Below are 13259 nucleotides of genomic sequence, written 5' to 3' on the forward strand. Positions count from 1 at the left end.
AAGCGAGACGACCCTGAAAGCGAGACGACGATGAAAACTTCCCTTCTCCACCTGAACGACGAAGTTGCGGCAGCACTTCGGGAAGGCCGTGCGGTGGTGGCGTTGGAATCGACGATCATCACCCATGGCATGCCTTATCCGGCCAATCTGGAGACCGCGCGCGGTGTTGGAACCGTGGTGCGCGAGAACGGCGCTGTTCCCGCCACGATCGCGGTAGTCGCCGGCAAGATCAAGGTCGGGCTTGACGACCATGAGCTGGAGCAGCTGGCAGCGGCAAAAGACGTGGTCAAGGCATCCGGGCGCGACCTTGCCGCCATCATGGTGGGCGGCGGATCGGCCGGCACCACGGTCTCGGCGACGATGCGGATCGCTGCATTGGCCGGCATCGGCATTTTCGCGACGGGCGGCGTCGGCGGCGTGCATCGCGGCGCCGAGGCCACTTTCGATATCTCTGCCGACCTGACCGAACTCGGCCAGACCGGCACCACCGTCGTCTGCGCCGGTGTGAAATCGATCCTCGATATGGCAAAAACGCTGGAGTATCTGGAGACACAACGCGTGCCGGTGATTGCCTATCAGAGCGATGATTTTCCGGCCTTCTATACACGCTCCAGCGGACTGAAAGCCGATCATCGCCTCGACACGCCGGAGGAGATTGCTAGGGCCATGCTGCTGCACGAGCAGATCGGCTCGGGCACCGGCATCCTCGTTGCTAATCCAATTCCGGAAGTGGATGCGCTCGATCCGGCCTTCATCGACGGCACGATCGCTGCGGCTGTGGCGGAAGCCGAACAACGCGGCATCGGACGCAAGGAATTGACGCCGTTCTTGCTCGCCCGCATCAACGAGCTTTCGCAAGGCCGCAGCCTGAAGGCCAATATCGCGCTGGTCCGCAACAACGCCGAGCTCGCCGCTCGCATCGCCGTGGCGCATGCGCGGCTGAAGCGCATGGCCGCGTAGACAAGGTCAACTCTCAGCCCGGCTTCACCGACCTCCGATTTCCGACTGCCGAAAATACCAGGAGAACCGCATGAGCGAGCAGGCCACCTACGAGACGATCCTTTACGAGAAGGACGCGACCGACAAGTTCGCGACGATCACCATCAATCGTCCCGACAAGCTCAATGCGATGAACAAGACGGTGATCCGCGAGATCGACAAGGCACTCGCCGCCGCCGTTGCCGATCCTGATATCAACGCGCTGGTGATCACCGGCGCCGGCCGTGCCTTCTCCTCCGGCTACGATCTGCAGGGCGGCGACTTCGATGTCGACATCGATTTCTGGCGCGAGGACATGGGCGAGAACGCTGAAGCGCTGCTCAACATCTGGCGCGCGCCGATCCCGGTCATCGCGTCGGTCAACGGCTATGCGCTGGCCGGTGCGCTGGAACTGATGATGTGCTGCGACCTGGCGATCGCCGCCGACAATGCGAAATTCGGCGAGCCTGAGGTGCGCCACAATTCCGGGCCGCCGGCGCTGATGATGCCTTGGCTGCTCGCCACGCGCGACGTGCGTTGGCTGATGTATACGGGCGACCTTGTCGACGCCGAGGAGGCGCTGCGCATGCATCTGATCAACCGGATCGTGCCGGCCGATCAGTTGAAGGAAAAGACGGAAAACCTCGCCCGCAAGCTGGCGCGCATGCCGGTTCCGGCGCTGAAGTTCACCAAGGCGTCGATCAACAACCAGCAGATGGTGGCCGGGCTGCTGCCGTCCTTCCGATACAATATCGAGGCGATCGCAGCACTGCATGTCACCAAGCAAGGTCGTGAATGGATGGCCAACCTCGCCAAGATGAGCCTCAAGGAATATCTCGCTTTCCGTGACGGTCCGTTCAAGGGCCTCGACTGAGCCGTGACCGGCCTCGCCGCTTCGCATGAGGCGATGCGGGCGCTGATGGCGCCGCGTTCGGTCGCCGTCATCGGTGCTACGGAACGGGCTGACGCGTCGTCGAGCTACGTCATGCGCAATTTGATGGCGTTCGGATTCTCCGGCACCATCATCCCCGTGCATCCGAAGGCCGAAAAGGTGTTCGGCATTCCGGCCATTCCGTCGCTCGACCGGCTCGATGCGCCGGCGGACGTGGCGGTGATTGGCATCGGCGCGGCACACGTTCTGAGTGCGCTTGAAGAAGCCGGCAAGGACGGCGTCAAGGCGGCCGTCGTGCTGGCCAGCGGCTTTGCCGAGACCGATGAAGAGGGCAAGGCGCGCCAGCAGGCGCTGGTCGGGATCGCGCGAAAATACGGCATGGCGATTTGCGGGCCGAACTGCCTCGGCCTGTTCAATCTGCAAAGCGGTGCAGCGCTCTATTCCTCGACGCTGTCGGCCAATCTCAGGAAAGGCCAGCTCGCCATTCTGTCACATTCCGGCGCCAGCGCCATCGCGCTCGCCAACACCGGACGCTTCGGCTTGAGCCACATCATATCGTCGGGTAATAGCGCGGCGACCGATCTTCCCAACTTTCTTTCTTATCTCGCCGACGATGACGCGACGCGCGTCATCGGACTTGTCGTGGAAGCGATCCGCGATCCCGCCGCCTTCACCTCGGCGATGCAGGCGGTGCATGCCGCCGGAAAGCAAGTGATTGCCCTGCGCGCTGGCAAGTCCAGCAAGGGCGCGGAAGCCACCGCCGCGCATACCGGTTCGCTCGCTGCCGCCAACGAAGCCTATGAAGCCTTCTTCCGGCGGACCGGCGTGATCGAGGTCGCCGACATGGACGAGTTCGTCGAGACCGCCGCGCTCTGCCTGTCGCTGAAGGCCAGGCCAACGCGCAGGGGCGTCGCGGTCGTTGGCGTCAGCGGTGGCGGTGTCGCCCATGTCTCCGACATGGCCGACCAGGTCGGCATCGACCTCCCGGAGTTTTCACAACACACCATCGTGCGGCTGAAGGCCTTGCTGCCGCCCTTCGCCACGCCGCAGAACCCGGTCGACACCACGGGCGTGGTTTTCGCCGATGGCGCGATCTATCGCAGCGTGCTCGACATCTTGGCGCAGGATCCCGCCGTCGGCCTGATCGTCGCCGCGCAAGACGCGCCTGTCGGCCTCGATGCCGGCGGCGCTGCCGAATATGTCGGCATTGCCGACGCCGTTGCCGCTTACGCAAAGGATGCGACCGTTCCCGTCATCTTCATGAGCAATCTCTCCTCCGGACACCATCCCGTGGTCCGGGACAGGCTTGCCGGCGTGCCGGTGCTCAACGGCACACGTGCTGCGCTGCGTGCCGTGCGGCGGCTGCTGGACGCGACCGGCGCCACGATACCGAACGCCCCGGCGATCGAACCGGCCGGCGAAAACGATCCGTGGGCAGAGCGTCTTGCTGCCGGCAAGAAGCTGACCGAGCGGGAGGCCAAGCAGTTGCTGGCCGAGAACGGTCTGAGAGTGACGCGCGAGCGTCAGGCGGCAACGGCGCAAGAGGCAGGCGAGGCTGCAGAGGCGATCGGCTTTCCGGTCGTGCTGAAAATCGAATCGCCTGACATTCTCCACAAGACCGAAGCCGGCGGCGTGCAGCTCGGCATAGGCAATGCAGCCGAAGCTGCCGAAGCCTTCACGGCGATCATGCAAAATGCCGGGGCCTACGCACCGGATGCGGAACTGCGTGGCGTGGTGGTGCAGGAAATGGCCGGGCGCGGCGTCGAAGTGCTGGTCGGCCTCATCCGGCACGAGCCATTCGGCCTCGGTATCGTCGTCGGCATCGGCGGCGTTCTTGTCGAGCTGGTCAAGGACGCCGCATTCGATCTGCTGCCGATCGATTGCAAGTCGGCCGAGGCGCTGATCGATCGTACACGATTGGGCGCTCTGCTCAAGGGTTATCGCGGCGCGCCGCCGGCCGACCGGGAAGCACTGGTCGAGACGATCCTGGCGCTGTCCGATTTCGCCGGCCGCTACGGCCATCTGATCGAGGCTGTCGACCTCAATCCGGTCGTCGTGTTCGAGAAGGGCGTCTGCGTTCTCGATGCGCTGGTCATTCCGAGAGCGGAATAGTCACGCCGCCGTCTCCAACCGGCTTTCCCTGCCCAATTTTGCCAGCAGCGCTTTCTTCCTTGCCTCGAAACGTTCGACCGCCGCCATCTTGACGTGGCCGAAGCCGCGCACCTCTTCCGGCAGCCGGGCAAGCTCGGTCGCGACGGCATGATTGCCCTGCGTCAGCCGCGCCGAAAGGCCTGAGATCAGCCCTTCATAGTCGGCAACCATGCGCCGTTCCATCCGCCGCTCCTGCGTGCGCCCAAACGGATCGAAGCGTGTTCCGCGCAGGCCCTTCAGCCGCGCCAGCATGGCGAAAACCGGATTGATCCAGGTGCCGAAAGCGATCTTGCCAGGATGGCCGGTGCGTGGGTCGATGCGCGAAATCATCGGCGGAGCGAGATGATGCCTGATCCTGAAATCGCCCTCGAACTGCTCGGCCAGTTTTTTCCTGAAGGATTGATCGCGATGTAGCCGCGCCACCTCATATTCATCCTTGTAGGCCATCAGCTTGAAGGCCCCGACCGCCACGGCTTTGGCAAAATCCTCGGAGCCGGCTGAGGTCCCGGCTTCGGCCGCGCGGGCGGTCTCCACCAGCTTGCGGTAGCGGTTTGCGTAGGCAGCATTCTGATAATCGGTCAGGAATGCCATCCGGCGCGCAACCATGGCGTCGAGCGTCTCTGGCTTCGTCGCCTCGGCGCTGCCTATCTGCGCCGTATTCAGCACCGCCGCAAGGTCGATCGCCACGCGGCGGCCCCAGCCGAAGGCAGCATGGTTCATGGCGACGCCCGCGCCGTTCATCTCGATCGCTCTGTCGATCGATGTCAGGCTGATCGGCACCAGTCCGCGCTGCCAGGCATTGCCGAGCAGGAACATGTTCGCGGCGATGGCGTCGCCCATCAGCGCGAGGCCAAGCTTCGTCGCCGAAACCAGCGTGACCGCCTCCTCGCCGGCTGCCCGGCGCAATTGCTTCAGCGTCGCTTCCTGGCGGAAGTCGATCGCGGTGTTCTGCACAAAGGAGGCGGTCGGCGCGAAATGATCATCGAGCACGGCTGTTGTGCGGCCATGCGCAAAGGTCGAGAGCGATGTCGCGGACGCAGAGACGACGATGTCGAAGCCAAGCACGAGATCGGCCTCGCCTGGGCCTATCCTGACCGTGTTGAGCAAGTCGGGGTCGCGCGCCAGCCTGATATGCGAGATCACCGCGCCGTTCTTTTGCGCCAGCCCGGTTTGGTCGAGGGTCAGAAGGCCGAGCCCGTCGAGATGCGCCGCCTGGGACAGAATGGCGCTGACCGTGATGACGCCGGTGCCGCCAATGCCGGCCAGCAGCATGTTGTAGGGGCGGTCGAGCGCCGCCAGCGCCGGCATCGGCAATTCACCGGAACCAGCCGTCACCGCGCGCGCTTTCGGCTTGCGGATCGTGCCGCCTTCCACGGTCACGAAGCTCGGGCAAAAGCCCTTGATGCAGGACAGGTCGGTGTTGCAGCTCGACTGGTTGATCCTCCGCTTGCGGCCGAACTCGGTCTCCTCAGGCTCGATCGAAATGCAGTTGGAGACGGCCGAGCAATCGCCGCAGCCTTCGCAGACCAGCTCGTTGATGAAGGCCCGTTTTGGCGAGACCGGATAGGCGCCGCGCTTGCGCCGGCGGCGTTTTTCGGCGGCGCAGACCTGGTCGAAAACCAGCACCGTCACGCCCTCGATCTCCCTGAGCTCGCGCTGCACGGCGTCGAGCTCGTCGCGATGGTGGATGGTCACGGACCGCGGCAGGACGCCCGCCCAGGCCTCAGGCTTTTCGGACACCACGACCACGCGTTTCGCGCCCTCCGCCAGCGTCTGCTCGACGATGGAGGGCACGGAAACCTCGCCGTCATGACGCTGGCCGCCGGTCATGGCGACGGCGTCGTTGTAGAGGATCTTGTAGGTGGCGCTGACCTTGGCGGCGATGGCAGCTCGGATCGCCAGCAGTCCGGAATGGAAATAGGTGCCGTCGCCCATATTGACGAAAATGTGCCTCTCGTCGGTGAAGGGCGACAGGCCGATCCACGCGCCGCCTTCGCCGCCCATCTGGGTGAAGGTGGAGGTCTCGCGCTCCATGCCGATGACCATCATGTGGCAACCGATGCCGGTCGAGGCGCGGCTGCCATCGGGCACCACGGTGGAGATCGAGTGTGGGCAGCCGGAGCAGAAATAGGGATCGCGCTTCAGCGCGATCACCTCGCCTTGTGCTGACGCCGCGACGGCCTCGATTGTCTTCAGATGCAGGCCAAGCTCCGCGTCCGGCGCGCCGAGCCGCGAGACGATGGCGCGGGCGACCGAAACGGCGCTGATCTCGCCGATAGAAGGCAGCAGCGGCGCATCGCGCTCGTCCGTCTTGCCGAAGACGCGAGGGCGATTGGGTGCGTTGAACAGCAGCGCCTTGATCTGGTCCTCGAGCACCGGCCGCTTCTCCTCGACGACGAGGATTTCCTCCAGCCCTTGCGAGAAGGCCTTGAGCCCCTCCGGCTCGAGCGGCCAGACCATGCCGACCTTGTACAGCCGGATGCCGAGCTCGGCCGCGCGCCGCTCGTCGATCCCGAGCGCCGACAGCGCGCCAAGCAGATCGAGCCATGACTTGCCGGTCGAGACGATGCCGAGCCGCGCCTTGCCGCTGCCATGCACGATACGGTCGATACCATTGGCACGGGCAAAGGCATGCACCGCCGCCATCTTGTGCTCGAAGCGGCGCTCCATCGCATGCGGGCCATCCGGCCAGCGCAGCGACAGGCCGTCAGTTGGAAGTGGCAGCTCTGGTGTAACGATACCAAGCCGCGCCGGATCGACGTCGACGGTCGCCGTGCATTCGACGATCTCGGTCTGGCACTTGAAGCCGATCCAGGCGCCGGAATAACGGCTCATCGCCCAGCCGAGCAGGCCGTAGTCGATATATTCGCCGACGCCACCCGGCGACAGCAGCGGCACCATGGCCGAGATCAGATTGTGCTCGCTCTGGTGCGGCAGCGTTGACGAGACGGCGCCGTGATCGTCGCCGACCAGAAGCAGCACGCCGCCATGGCGGTTGGTGCCGACGGCGTTGGCATGGCGGATGACATCCATGGTGCGGTCGACGCCCGGACCCTTGCCGTACCACATGGAAAAGACGCCATCGTAGCGCGAGCCGGGAAACATGCCGGTCTGCTGCGTGCCCCAGACCGCGGTCGCGGCCATGTCCTCGTTCAAGCCGGGATGGAAGACGACATGGTTGGCTTTCAGATACTTGCCGGCGCGCTGCATCTCGCGGTCGAAACCGGCCAGCGGCGAGCCGCGATAGCCCGAGACATAGCCGGCGGTATTCAGGCCGGCGGCAAGGTCACGCTGGCGTTGGACAAGCGGCAGCCGCACCAGCGCCTGCGTGCCCGAGACCAGGATGCGGCCGCGTTCCAGGGCATAGCGATCGTCGAGGCTGACTGGGACCGCATTCGCCTGTCCGGCTTTCGGGAGAGCGGCAGCCGTCATTGGTGCACTCCTTTACACGCAATACCTGCCGGCGCGAGATCAAAGACCCGCCCGGCATTGAGGATATTGTTCGGGTCGAAGGCCGCTTTCAAGCGCCGCATGGCCGCGATCTCGGCATCACTGCGCGCCAGGTGCAGCCACTGCTTCTTGTCGAGGCCGATGCCGTGTTCGGCCGAGACGCCGCCGCCGGCCGCGGCCACGCCCCTATAAACGATGTCATATGCGGCGGCCGGATCCACGGTGTCGACCTGATAGTGCAGATTGCCATCACCGAGATGGCCGAAGACATAGATGTCGGCGCTGGGGTCGATTGCCCGGATCGCGGCTTCCGCCGCTTGCAGGAAAGTGCCCATCCTGGCCAGCGGTATGCTGATGTCGACGCCGATCAGGCCTTTCATCGAAAACAGAAAACGATTGGCGTCCTCTCGCACCGCCCAGAGCGCGCGGAATTCGCGCGGCGACTGCGAGACGACCACGTCGTCGATCACGCCGTCCTCGACCGCCTGCATCAGCACCTCGGCAAACCGTTCGCCGTCGCGGTCGGGCTCGTGGCCCTGTATCTCGGCCAGCACATAGACGGGCGCGCCGACCGGCAGCGGCGCCGGCGCGTCCATGCCGGCGACCATGGCGCCGTAGAGCGGCGCGAAATTCACCTCATAGGCCGAGAGCAACGGTCCGAGCTTCTGCCTGAGCAGCGCAAGCAGCGCGATCGCCGCATCCAGCGAGGCGAGCGCGCAGAAGGCATTGACCTCGGTGGCCGGCTTTGGGTGCAGCCGCAGGCAGGCGCGCGTGACGACGCCGAGCGTGCCTTCGCTGCCGATGAAGAGCTGGTTGAGGTCATAGCCGGAATTATCCTTGGGCAAGCCTTTGAGCGAGGTCAGGATGCTGCCGTCGGCAAGCACGGCCTCGAGGCCCAGCACCTGCGCGCGGTACATGCCGTAGCGCAGTACGCGGATGCCGCCGGCATTGGTGGCGACATTACCGCCGACCGTGGCCGTGCCGCGCGCGCCGATGTCGACGCCGAACAGCAAGCCGGCCGCGTCGGCCGCTTCCTGCACCATTTGCAGCGGCGCGCCGGCCCCGGCGATGATCGTCGCCGCTTCGCGGTCGGGCGCCTCGATCGCCGTCATGCGCTCCAGCGACAGCACCGCTTCGCCGGGCTGAATGCGCGCCGCACCGGCAAGCCCGGTCCGGCCGCCCTGGACGACAAGCCGCTGCCCGACCTCATTGCACAGGCGCAGAATGTCGGACACTTCGCCGGCCGTGCGCGGACGCAGGACGATCGCCGGCGGGGCGCCGTCCTTGCCGTCCGGGTCTTCCTGATAGCGCGGTCCGGCCTCTTCGGCCGAGACAATCGCGGATCTGTCCAGCCGCTTTTCCAGCCGCGACAGAAGCTCGGCAATTCTCTGGTGCATGAGGCTCAAGGAAACGAATGACCCGGACGCTTCGATGCGGCCGGGAGAGTTGTGGATGAAGGCCGCGAAAGCGACGGCAGCCGATTTCTGTCGTCCGGCAAACGAGCGGAAAACCCGCCAAAAATACAGCCGGTTGTTTTCGCCATGCGTCGCTCCTGTAACAGGTCGACCATAGGCGCGGCCTGCTATTTGTCAAACCTATGGGGGCCGCAATGCAGGTCGGCGACAACATCCGCTCGACCATTCTGGACGGCACGCTGAAATGGGGTCTTTGGCAAGAACCCCATTTAACTCATCTCTCACTCTTCAGGAACTCGATCACCATTGCCGCCGTCCAGGTGAAACGGCCGCCGCCGAGCGGTTCGCCGCTGAGCGGATCGTAATATTCGGCAAAGCCGCTCTCGGCGATCAGGTCGACGCTCGACCGCGTGATCCGCTGCGCAACCTGCGTGTGGCCAGAGGCGGCAAGGCCGTCGGCGATCATGTAGTTGACCACCAGCCAGACCGGCCCGCGCCAATAGCGCTTGGCGTCGAAGCGCGGATCATCGAGGTCGTGCGACGGGACGATATAGCGTGCCTTGCCGGCGATACGCTCGATGGTGGCGGCGATTGCAGCGATACGGGGTTTCGGGATGGCCGAGAAGACCGGCAGGATGCCGCCCACCGAAGCGCTGTCGACGAGCTTTCCGATGACGCGGTCGAGGCAGAGATATTGGCCGTGCGCATCGCTCCACAGCCGCTCCATCGCCAAAAGCCCTTTTTCGGCGCGGGCGCGATTGGCTTTTGCGATCTCCATTTCGCCAAGCGTCTCGGCGAGATCGGCAAGGTCGGCCGCTGAGCGGATCAGGATGGCGTTGAAGCCGGGATCGACGATCTGGAAGGGTGAGGCATCGTGCAGCTTTGCATTGTCCCAGCCAAGTGCGCGAAAATGCTGCAGCAGCCAGAGGTAGCGGTCATATTGCGCCTTGGTCGGCCGGTGCGCCGGGTCGGCATGCAGGGTGTCGCGGCGTGTGTAGGCCTCGACGCCTTCGGTCGGCACCCGCTCGAAGGCGTCGTCCCAGTCGATCGAGTTGTCGCGGCCGGACTCCCATGGATGAATGATTGCGACCAATCCTTCGCCCCTTGGATCGCGGTTTTCGTAGAACCAGCGATGCCAGGCGTCGATCTTCGGCAGCAGCGCGCGGGCGCGCTCGGCCGCCAGTTCCTTGTCCTTGGCCCGGTCGAACAGGCGGCGAACGGCAAAGCCCGCCACCGCCGGTTGGGTGATGCCGGAGGTGGCGGTCGGGCGGTTGGTTCTCCAGATCTCCGGCCCCGGGAAATAGCTGTCGTTCAGGACATGGAAGACGATATGCGGCACCATGCCGTCCGGCCATTGATGGGCGAACAGCGTCTCGATCTCGGTCCAGGCGCGCGCCTCGTCATAGTGGGCAAGACCGAGAGCGGTCAGGCAGGAATCCCAATTCCACTGGAACGGATAGAGGCCCTTGGTCGGGATGGTGTAGTCGCCGTGGTCGTTTTCCCTGAGCACCTCGACGGCACGGGCGATGGTTTCGTTGACGGCAAGAGAGATCATTGAAGCGTTCGTACTTTCGGGATTGAAGGGCGTTGGCTGATTGAAGGGCGTTGGCGGGATCAAAGGGCGTTGGTGGTTTCAGGATCGAACCAGCGGATGCGATCGGCTTTGGGCGCAAGTCGCAGGTGGTCGCCGACGGCGATCGCAGCGCTCGATTCGAGGATGGCGCGAAACAGCCCACCCTCGACATCGCAGGTGACCAGCGTATGCGGACCGAGCGGCTCGACGACGCGCACGGTGGCATGCAGCCCCTCGTCACCTGCGTCGACATCTTCGGGGCGAATGGCGAATTCAATTCTGTGCTTGTCCGATTTAGGGCCGGGCAGCGTCAGGCCGGCGACGGTCCAGCTTCCGTTCCCAGTCTTCGTCGCGGGGATGCAATTCATCGGCGGGTTGCCGATGAAGGAACCGACGAAGCGTGCGGCCGGATTGCGATAGACCTCGACCGGCGAGGCGGCCTGGACGATACGGCCCTGATGCATGACGGCGATGCGGTCGGCGAGGCTCATCGCCTCGACCTGATCGTGAGTGACATAGATGGTGGTGGTCTTCGATGCAGCGAGCACGCCCTTGAGCTCGGCGCGCATTTCGAGCCGGAGCAGCGCGTCGAGGTTGGACAGCGGCTCGTCCATCAGGATGACGTCGGGCTCCATGGCGAGCGCGCGGGCCACCGCCACGCGCTGGCGCTGGCCGCCGGAGAGCTGGCCCGAATAGCGTTTCAGCAATTGCTCGATATGCATGAGCTCGGCGGTGCGGGTGACGCGGCGTTCGACCTCTTGCTGCGGCAATTTCTTCATGCGCAAACCGAAAGCGATGTTCTCGAACACGGTCAGATGCGGGAAGACGGCATAGTTCTGGAACACCATGGCGATGCCGCGGTCGCGCGGCGGCAGATGATCGACGCGACGGCCACCGATCCAGACCTCGCCCTGGCTCGGCGTTTCCAATCCGGCAACGATCCTGAGCAATGTCGTCTTGCCGCAGCCCGAGGCGCCGAGCAGCACCATGAATTCCTGGTCGGCGATGGTGAGGTCTATCGAATGCAGTGCGGTGAAGCCGCCGAAGCGTTTGGCCACCTGTTTTATGGCGATCTCAGCCATCGGCTTTCTCTCTATCGCGCATCATCGGTTGGCGATCCCCCACATGGCGAACAGGTATTTGCGGACGGCGAAGATGAAGATCAGCGCTGGGATGACCAGTGCCGCCCCACCGGCGAATTTGAGATAGAGCGGCGACTCGCCGAGGCTCTGCAGCAGGAAGGCGGTCAACGTCCGGTTCTCGATGGTGAGCACGGCGGCGGCAAACACCTCGTTCCAGGAGATGGTGAAGGCAAAGACCGCCGAGGCCGCGATGCCGGGCAGTGCCAGCGGCAGGATGACTTTGCGAAAAGCCTGTAGGCGGGTGCAGCCGAGCGTCCAAGCGGCTTCCTCGAGCTCTACCGGAATGCCTGAGAATAGTGAAAAGGTGATCAGCACCGCGAAGGGCAGCGCCAGCGTGGTGTGGACCAGCGCCAGCCCGATGGCGGTGTCGTCGAGGCCGGTGCGGATGAACATCACCGCAAGTGGCAGCGCCAGCAGCGGCAGCGGAAAGGCGCGGGTCATCAGCACCAGGAAACGGAACGTGCCCTTGCCCGGAAAATCGAAGCGCGACAGCGCGTAGCCGGCGGGCGCGCCGAAGCCGATCGAGAGGATCATCGTCAGCGTGGCGACGAGGACCGAGTTCCACAGCGCCCTGCCGACGCCGGCGAAATTGATGAAGAAAGACAGGCTGCCGAAATCGAAGGAAGGGAAGAAGCGTTTCGGAAAGGCAGTGACCTCTTCCGGCGACGACAAGGCGTTGACCATCAGAAGATAGATCGGCAGCAGCACCCAGACGGAGAGCAGGATGACGGTGGCGACCAGCAGCCAGTTGCCGGCCTTACGGGCCGCGGGCGCGGCGATTGGCATCTCTGCGACGGCGCTCATATGCGTGCTTCCTTCGGCACGCGCAGCACTCGCAGGAAGAACAGCGTGAGCCCGACCGAGATGGCAAGGATGAGCAGCGCGAAAGCGGCGGCAACGTTGCGGTCCTGCAACGAGAATTGCCAGTTGTAGGTCTCACCCATCAGCACCGGAAAATTGGTGCCGCCGAGCGCCGCCACCACGGCGAAAACCTCGAAGGCGAGGATGACGCGCAGGATGATCGCCGTCTGCAGGCTGGGACGCAGCAAGGGGAGCGTGATCTTGACGAAGCGCTTCCACGGGCTCGCGCCAAAGACCTCGGCTGCCTCGTGATATTCCCGCGGGATGAGCCCAATGCCAGCGACCAGGATGACCATCATGATTGCGGTCGCGCGCCAGATCTCGGCCAGCACCACGGCGACGAAGATGGTCAGCTTGCTCTGGTAGCCGAGAAACATGACAGGCCTGTCGACGAGGCCAAGGTTCGACAGCAGCGTGTTGAGGAAGCCCGACTGGTCGAAGATGGCCAGCCAGATCAGCCCGGCGGCGAGATCGGAGATGCCGAGCGGAATGGCGAAGATGTAGAGCGCCGCACCCCGCCCGGTTTCGAGCCTGGACACCACCGTGGCCATCAACAGCGCCATGACCAGCTGGATCGGCACGACGATGGCTGCGAGCAGAATGGTGTTCCAGAAGGCGACCGGGAACTTCCAGTTGCCGGTCATGGTGCGGAAATTGTCCAGCGTGAAGCCGCCATCGCGGGTGAAGGCCTCGAAGGCGACCAGCGCGAACGGGTAGAGGAAGAAGACGCACAGGAACAGCGTCGCCGGCATCAGCAGCAGATAGGGCAGGGCTTTGCCGTGCATGGTGTGTTCTCT

The 13259-nt window shown here is 64.5% G+C and carries 9 protein-coding genes; 3 read left to right on the forward strand and 6 right to left on the reverse strand.

Annotated features, from left to right (window positions below; genetic code table 11):
* Nucleotides 1-30 precede the first annotated feature (30 nt).
* The 3 genes from CIT25_RS07105 to CIT25_RS07115 all read left to right on the forward strand — a co-directional run bounded on the left by CIT25_RS07105 (nt 31) and on the right by CIT25_RS07115 (nt 3982).
* Nucleotides 31-960, forward strand: a complete 930-nt coding sequence (locus tag CIT25_RS07105; RefSeq protein ID WP_095483826.1) for a pseudouridine-5'-phosphate glycosidase — start codon at nt 31-33, stop codon at nt 958-960.
* 70 nt (nt 961-1030) lie between these two features.
* Nucleotides 1031-1852 (forward strand): enoyl-CoA hydratase/isomerase family protein, encoded by an 822-nt coding sequence (locus CIT25_RS07110; protein ID WP_095483827.1) that lies wholly within the window; start codon nt 1031-1033, stop codon nt 1850-1852.
* Nucleotides 1853-1855: 3 nt separating this feature from the next.
* Nucleotides 1856-3982 carry an acetate--CoA ligase family protein gene (locus tag CIT25_RS07115; RefSeq protein ID WP_095483828.1) on the forward strand — a complete coding sequence of 709 codons (2127 nt, stop codon included), beginning with the start codon at nt 1856-1858 and terminating at the stop codon, nt 3980-3982.
* Here the strand turns inward: CIT25_RS07115 and CIT25_RS07120 are convergent, their stop codons facing one another.
* The 6 genes from CIT25_RS07120 to CIT25_RS07150 form a co-directional block, all read right to left on the reverse strand.
* A complete protein-coding gene (locus tag CIT25_RS07120; protein ID WP_095483829.1) occupies nt 3983-7453 on the reverse strand; it encodes an indolepyruvate ferredoxin oxidoreductase family protein in 3471 nt (1156 codons plus the stop codon).
* On the reverse strand, nt 7450-8868 hold the full coding sequence (locus tag CIT25_RS07125) for an FAD-binding oxidoreductase (protein WP_095483830.1): 1419 nt from the start codon (nt 8866-8868) through the stop codon (nt 7450-7452). The genes CIT25_RS07120 and CIT25_RS07125 overlap by 4 nt, the downstream gene beginning before the upstream one ends.
* Nucleotides 8869-9160: 292 nt before the next feature.
* Nucleotides 9161-10441: an amylo-alpha-1,6-glucosidase gene (locus CIT25_RS07135; RefSeq protein WP_095483832.1), complete on the reverse strand. Its 1281-nt coding sequence runs from the start codon at nt 10439-10441 to the stop codon at nt 9161-9163.
* Between the two features lie 59 nt (nt 10442-10500).
* Nucleotides 10501-11541, reverse strand: a complete 1041-nt coding sequence (locus CIT25_RS07140) for an ABC transporter ATP-binding protein (protein ID WP_095483833.1) — start codon at nt 11539-11541, stop codon at nt 10501-10503.
* Between the two features lie 21 nt (nt 11542-11562).
* Nucleotides 11563-12405, reverse strand: a complete 843-nt coding sequence (locus CIT25_RS07145; protein ID WP_095483834.1) for a carbohydrate ABC transporter permease — start codon at nt 12403-12405, stop codon at nt 11563-11565.
* Nucleotides 12402-13247 (reverse strand): carbohydrate ABC transporter permease, encoded by an 846-nt coding sequence (locus CIT25_RS07150; protein WP_095483835.1) that lies wholly within the window; start codon nt 13245-13247, stop codon nt 12402-12404. Before CIT25_RS07150 ends, CIT25_RS07145 begins: the two co-directional genes overlap by 4 nt.
* Nucleotides 13248-13259: the final 12 nt, after the last annotated feature.

The organism is Mesorhizobium mediterraneum (assembly GCF_002284565.1).
GTDB lineage: Bacteria > Pseudomonadota > Alphaproteobacteria > Rhizobiales > Rhizobiaceae > Mesorhizobium > Mesorhizobium mediterraneum.

Excerpts from the sequence above, each read along its gene's own strand:
- CIT25_RS07105 (WP_095483826.1), top strand. The coding sequence starts at position 31 with ATGAAAACTTCCCTTCTCCACCTGAACGACGAAGTTGCGGCAGCACTT.
- CIT25_RS07120 (WP_095483829.1), bottom strand. The coding sequence starts at position 7,453 with ATGACGGCTGCCGCTCTCCCGAAAGCCGGACAGGCGAATGCGGTCCCA.
- CIT25_RS07125 (WP_095483830.1), bottom strand. The coding sequence starts at position 8,868 with ATGCACCAGAGAATTGCCGAGCTTCTGTCGCGGCTGGAAAAGCGGCTG.
- CIT25_RS07135 (WP_095483832.1), bottom strand. The coding sequence starts at position 10,441 with ATGATCTCTCTTGCCGTCAACGAAACCATCGCCCGTGCCGTCGAGGTG.
- CIT25_RS07110 (WP_095483827.1), top strand. The coding sequence starts at position 1,031 with ATGAGCGAGCAGGCCACCTACGAGACGATCCTTTACGAGAAGGACGCG.
- CIT25_RS07140 (WP_095483833.1), bottom strand. The coding sequence starts at position 11,541 with ATGGCTGAGATCGCCATAAAACAGGTGGCCAAACGCTTCGGCGGCTTC.
- CIT25_RS07145 (WP_095483834.1), bottom strand. The coding sequence starts at position 12,405 with ATGAGCGCCGTCGCAGAGATGCCAATCGCCGCGCCCGCGGCCCGTAAG.
- CIT25_RS07150 (WP_095483835.1), bottom strand. The coding sequence starts at position 13,247 with ATGCACGGCAAAGCCCTGCCCTATCTGCTGCTGATGCCGGCGACGCTG.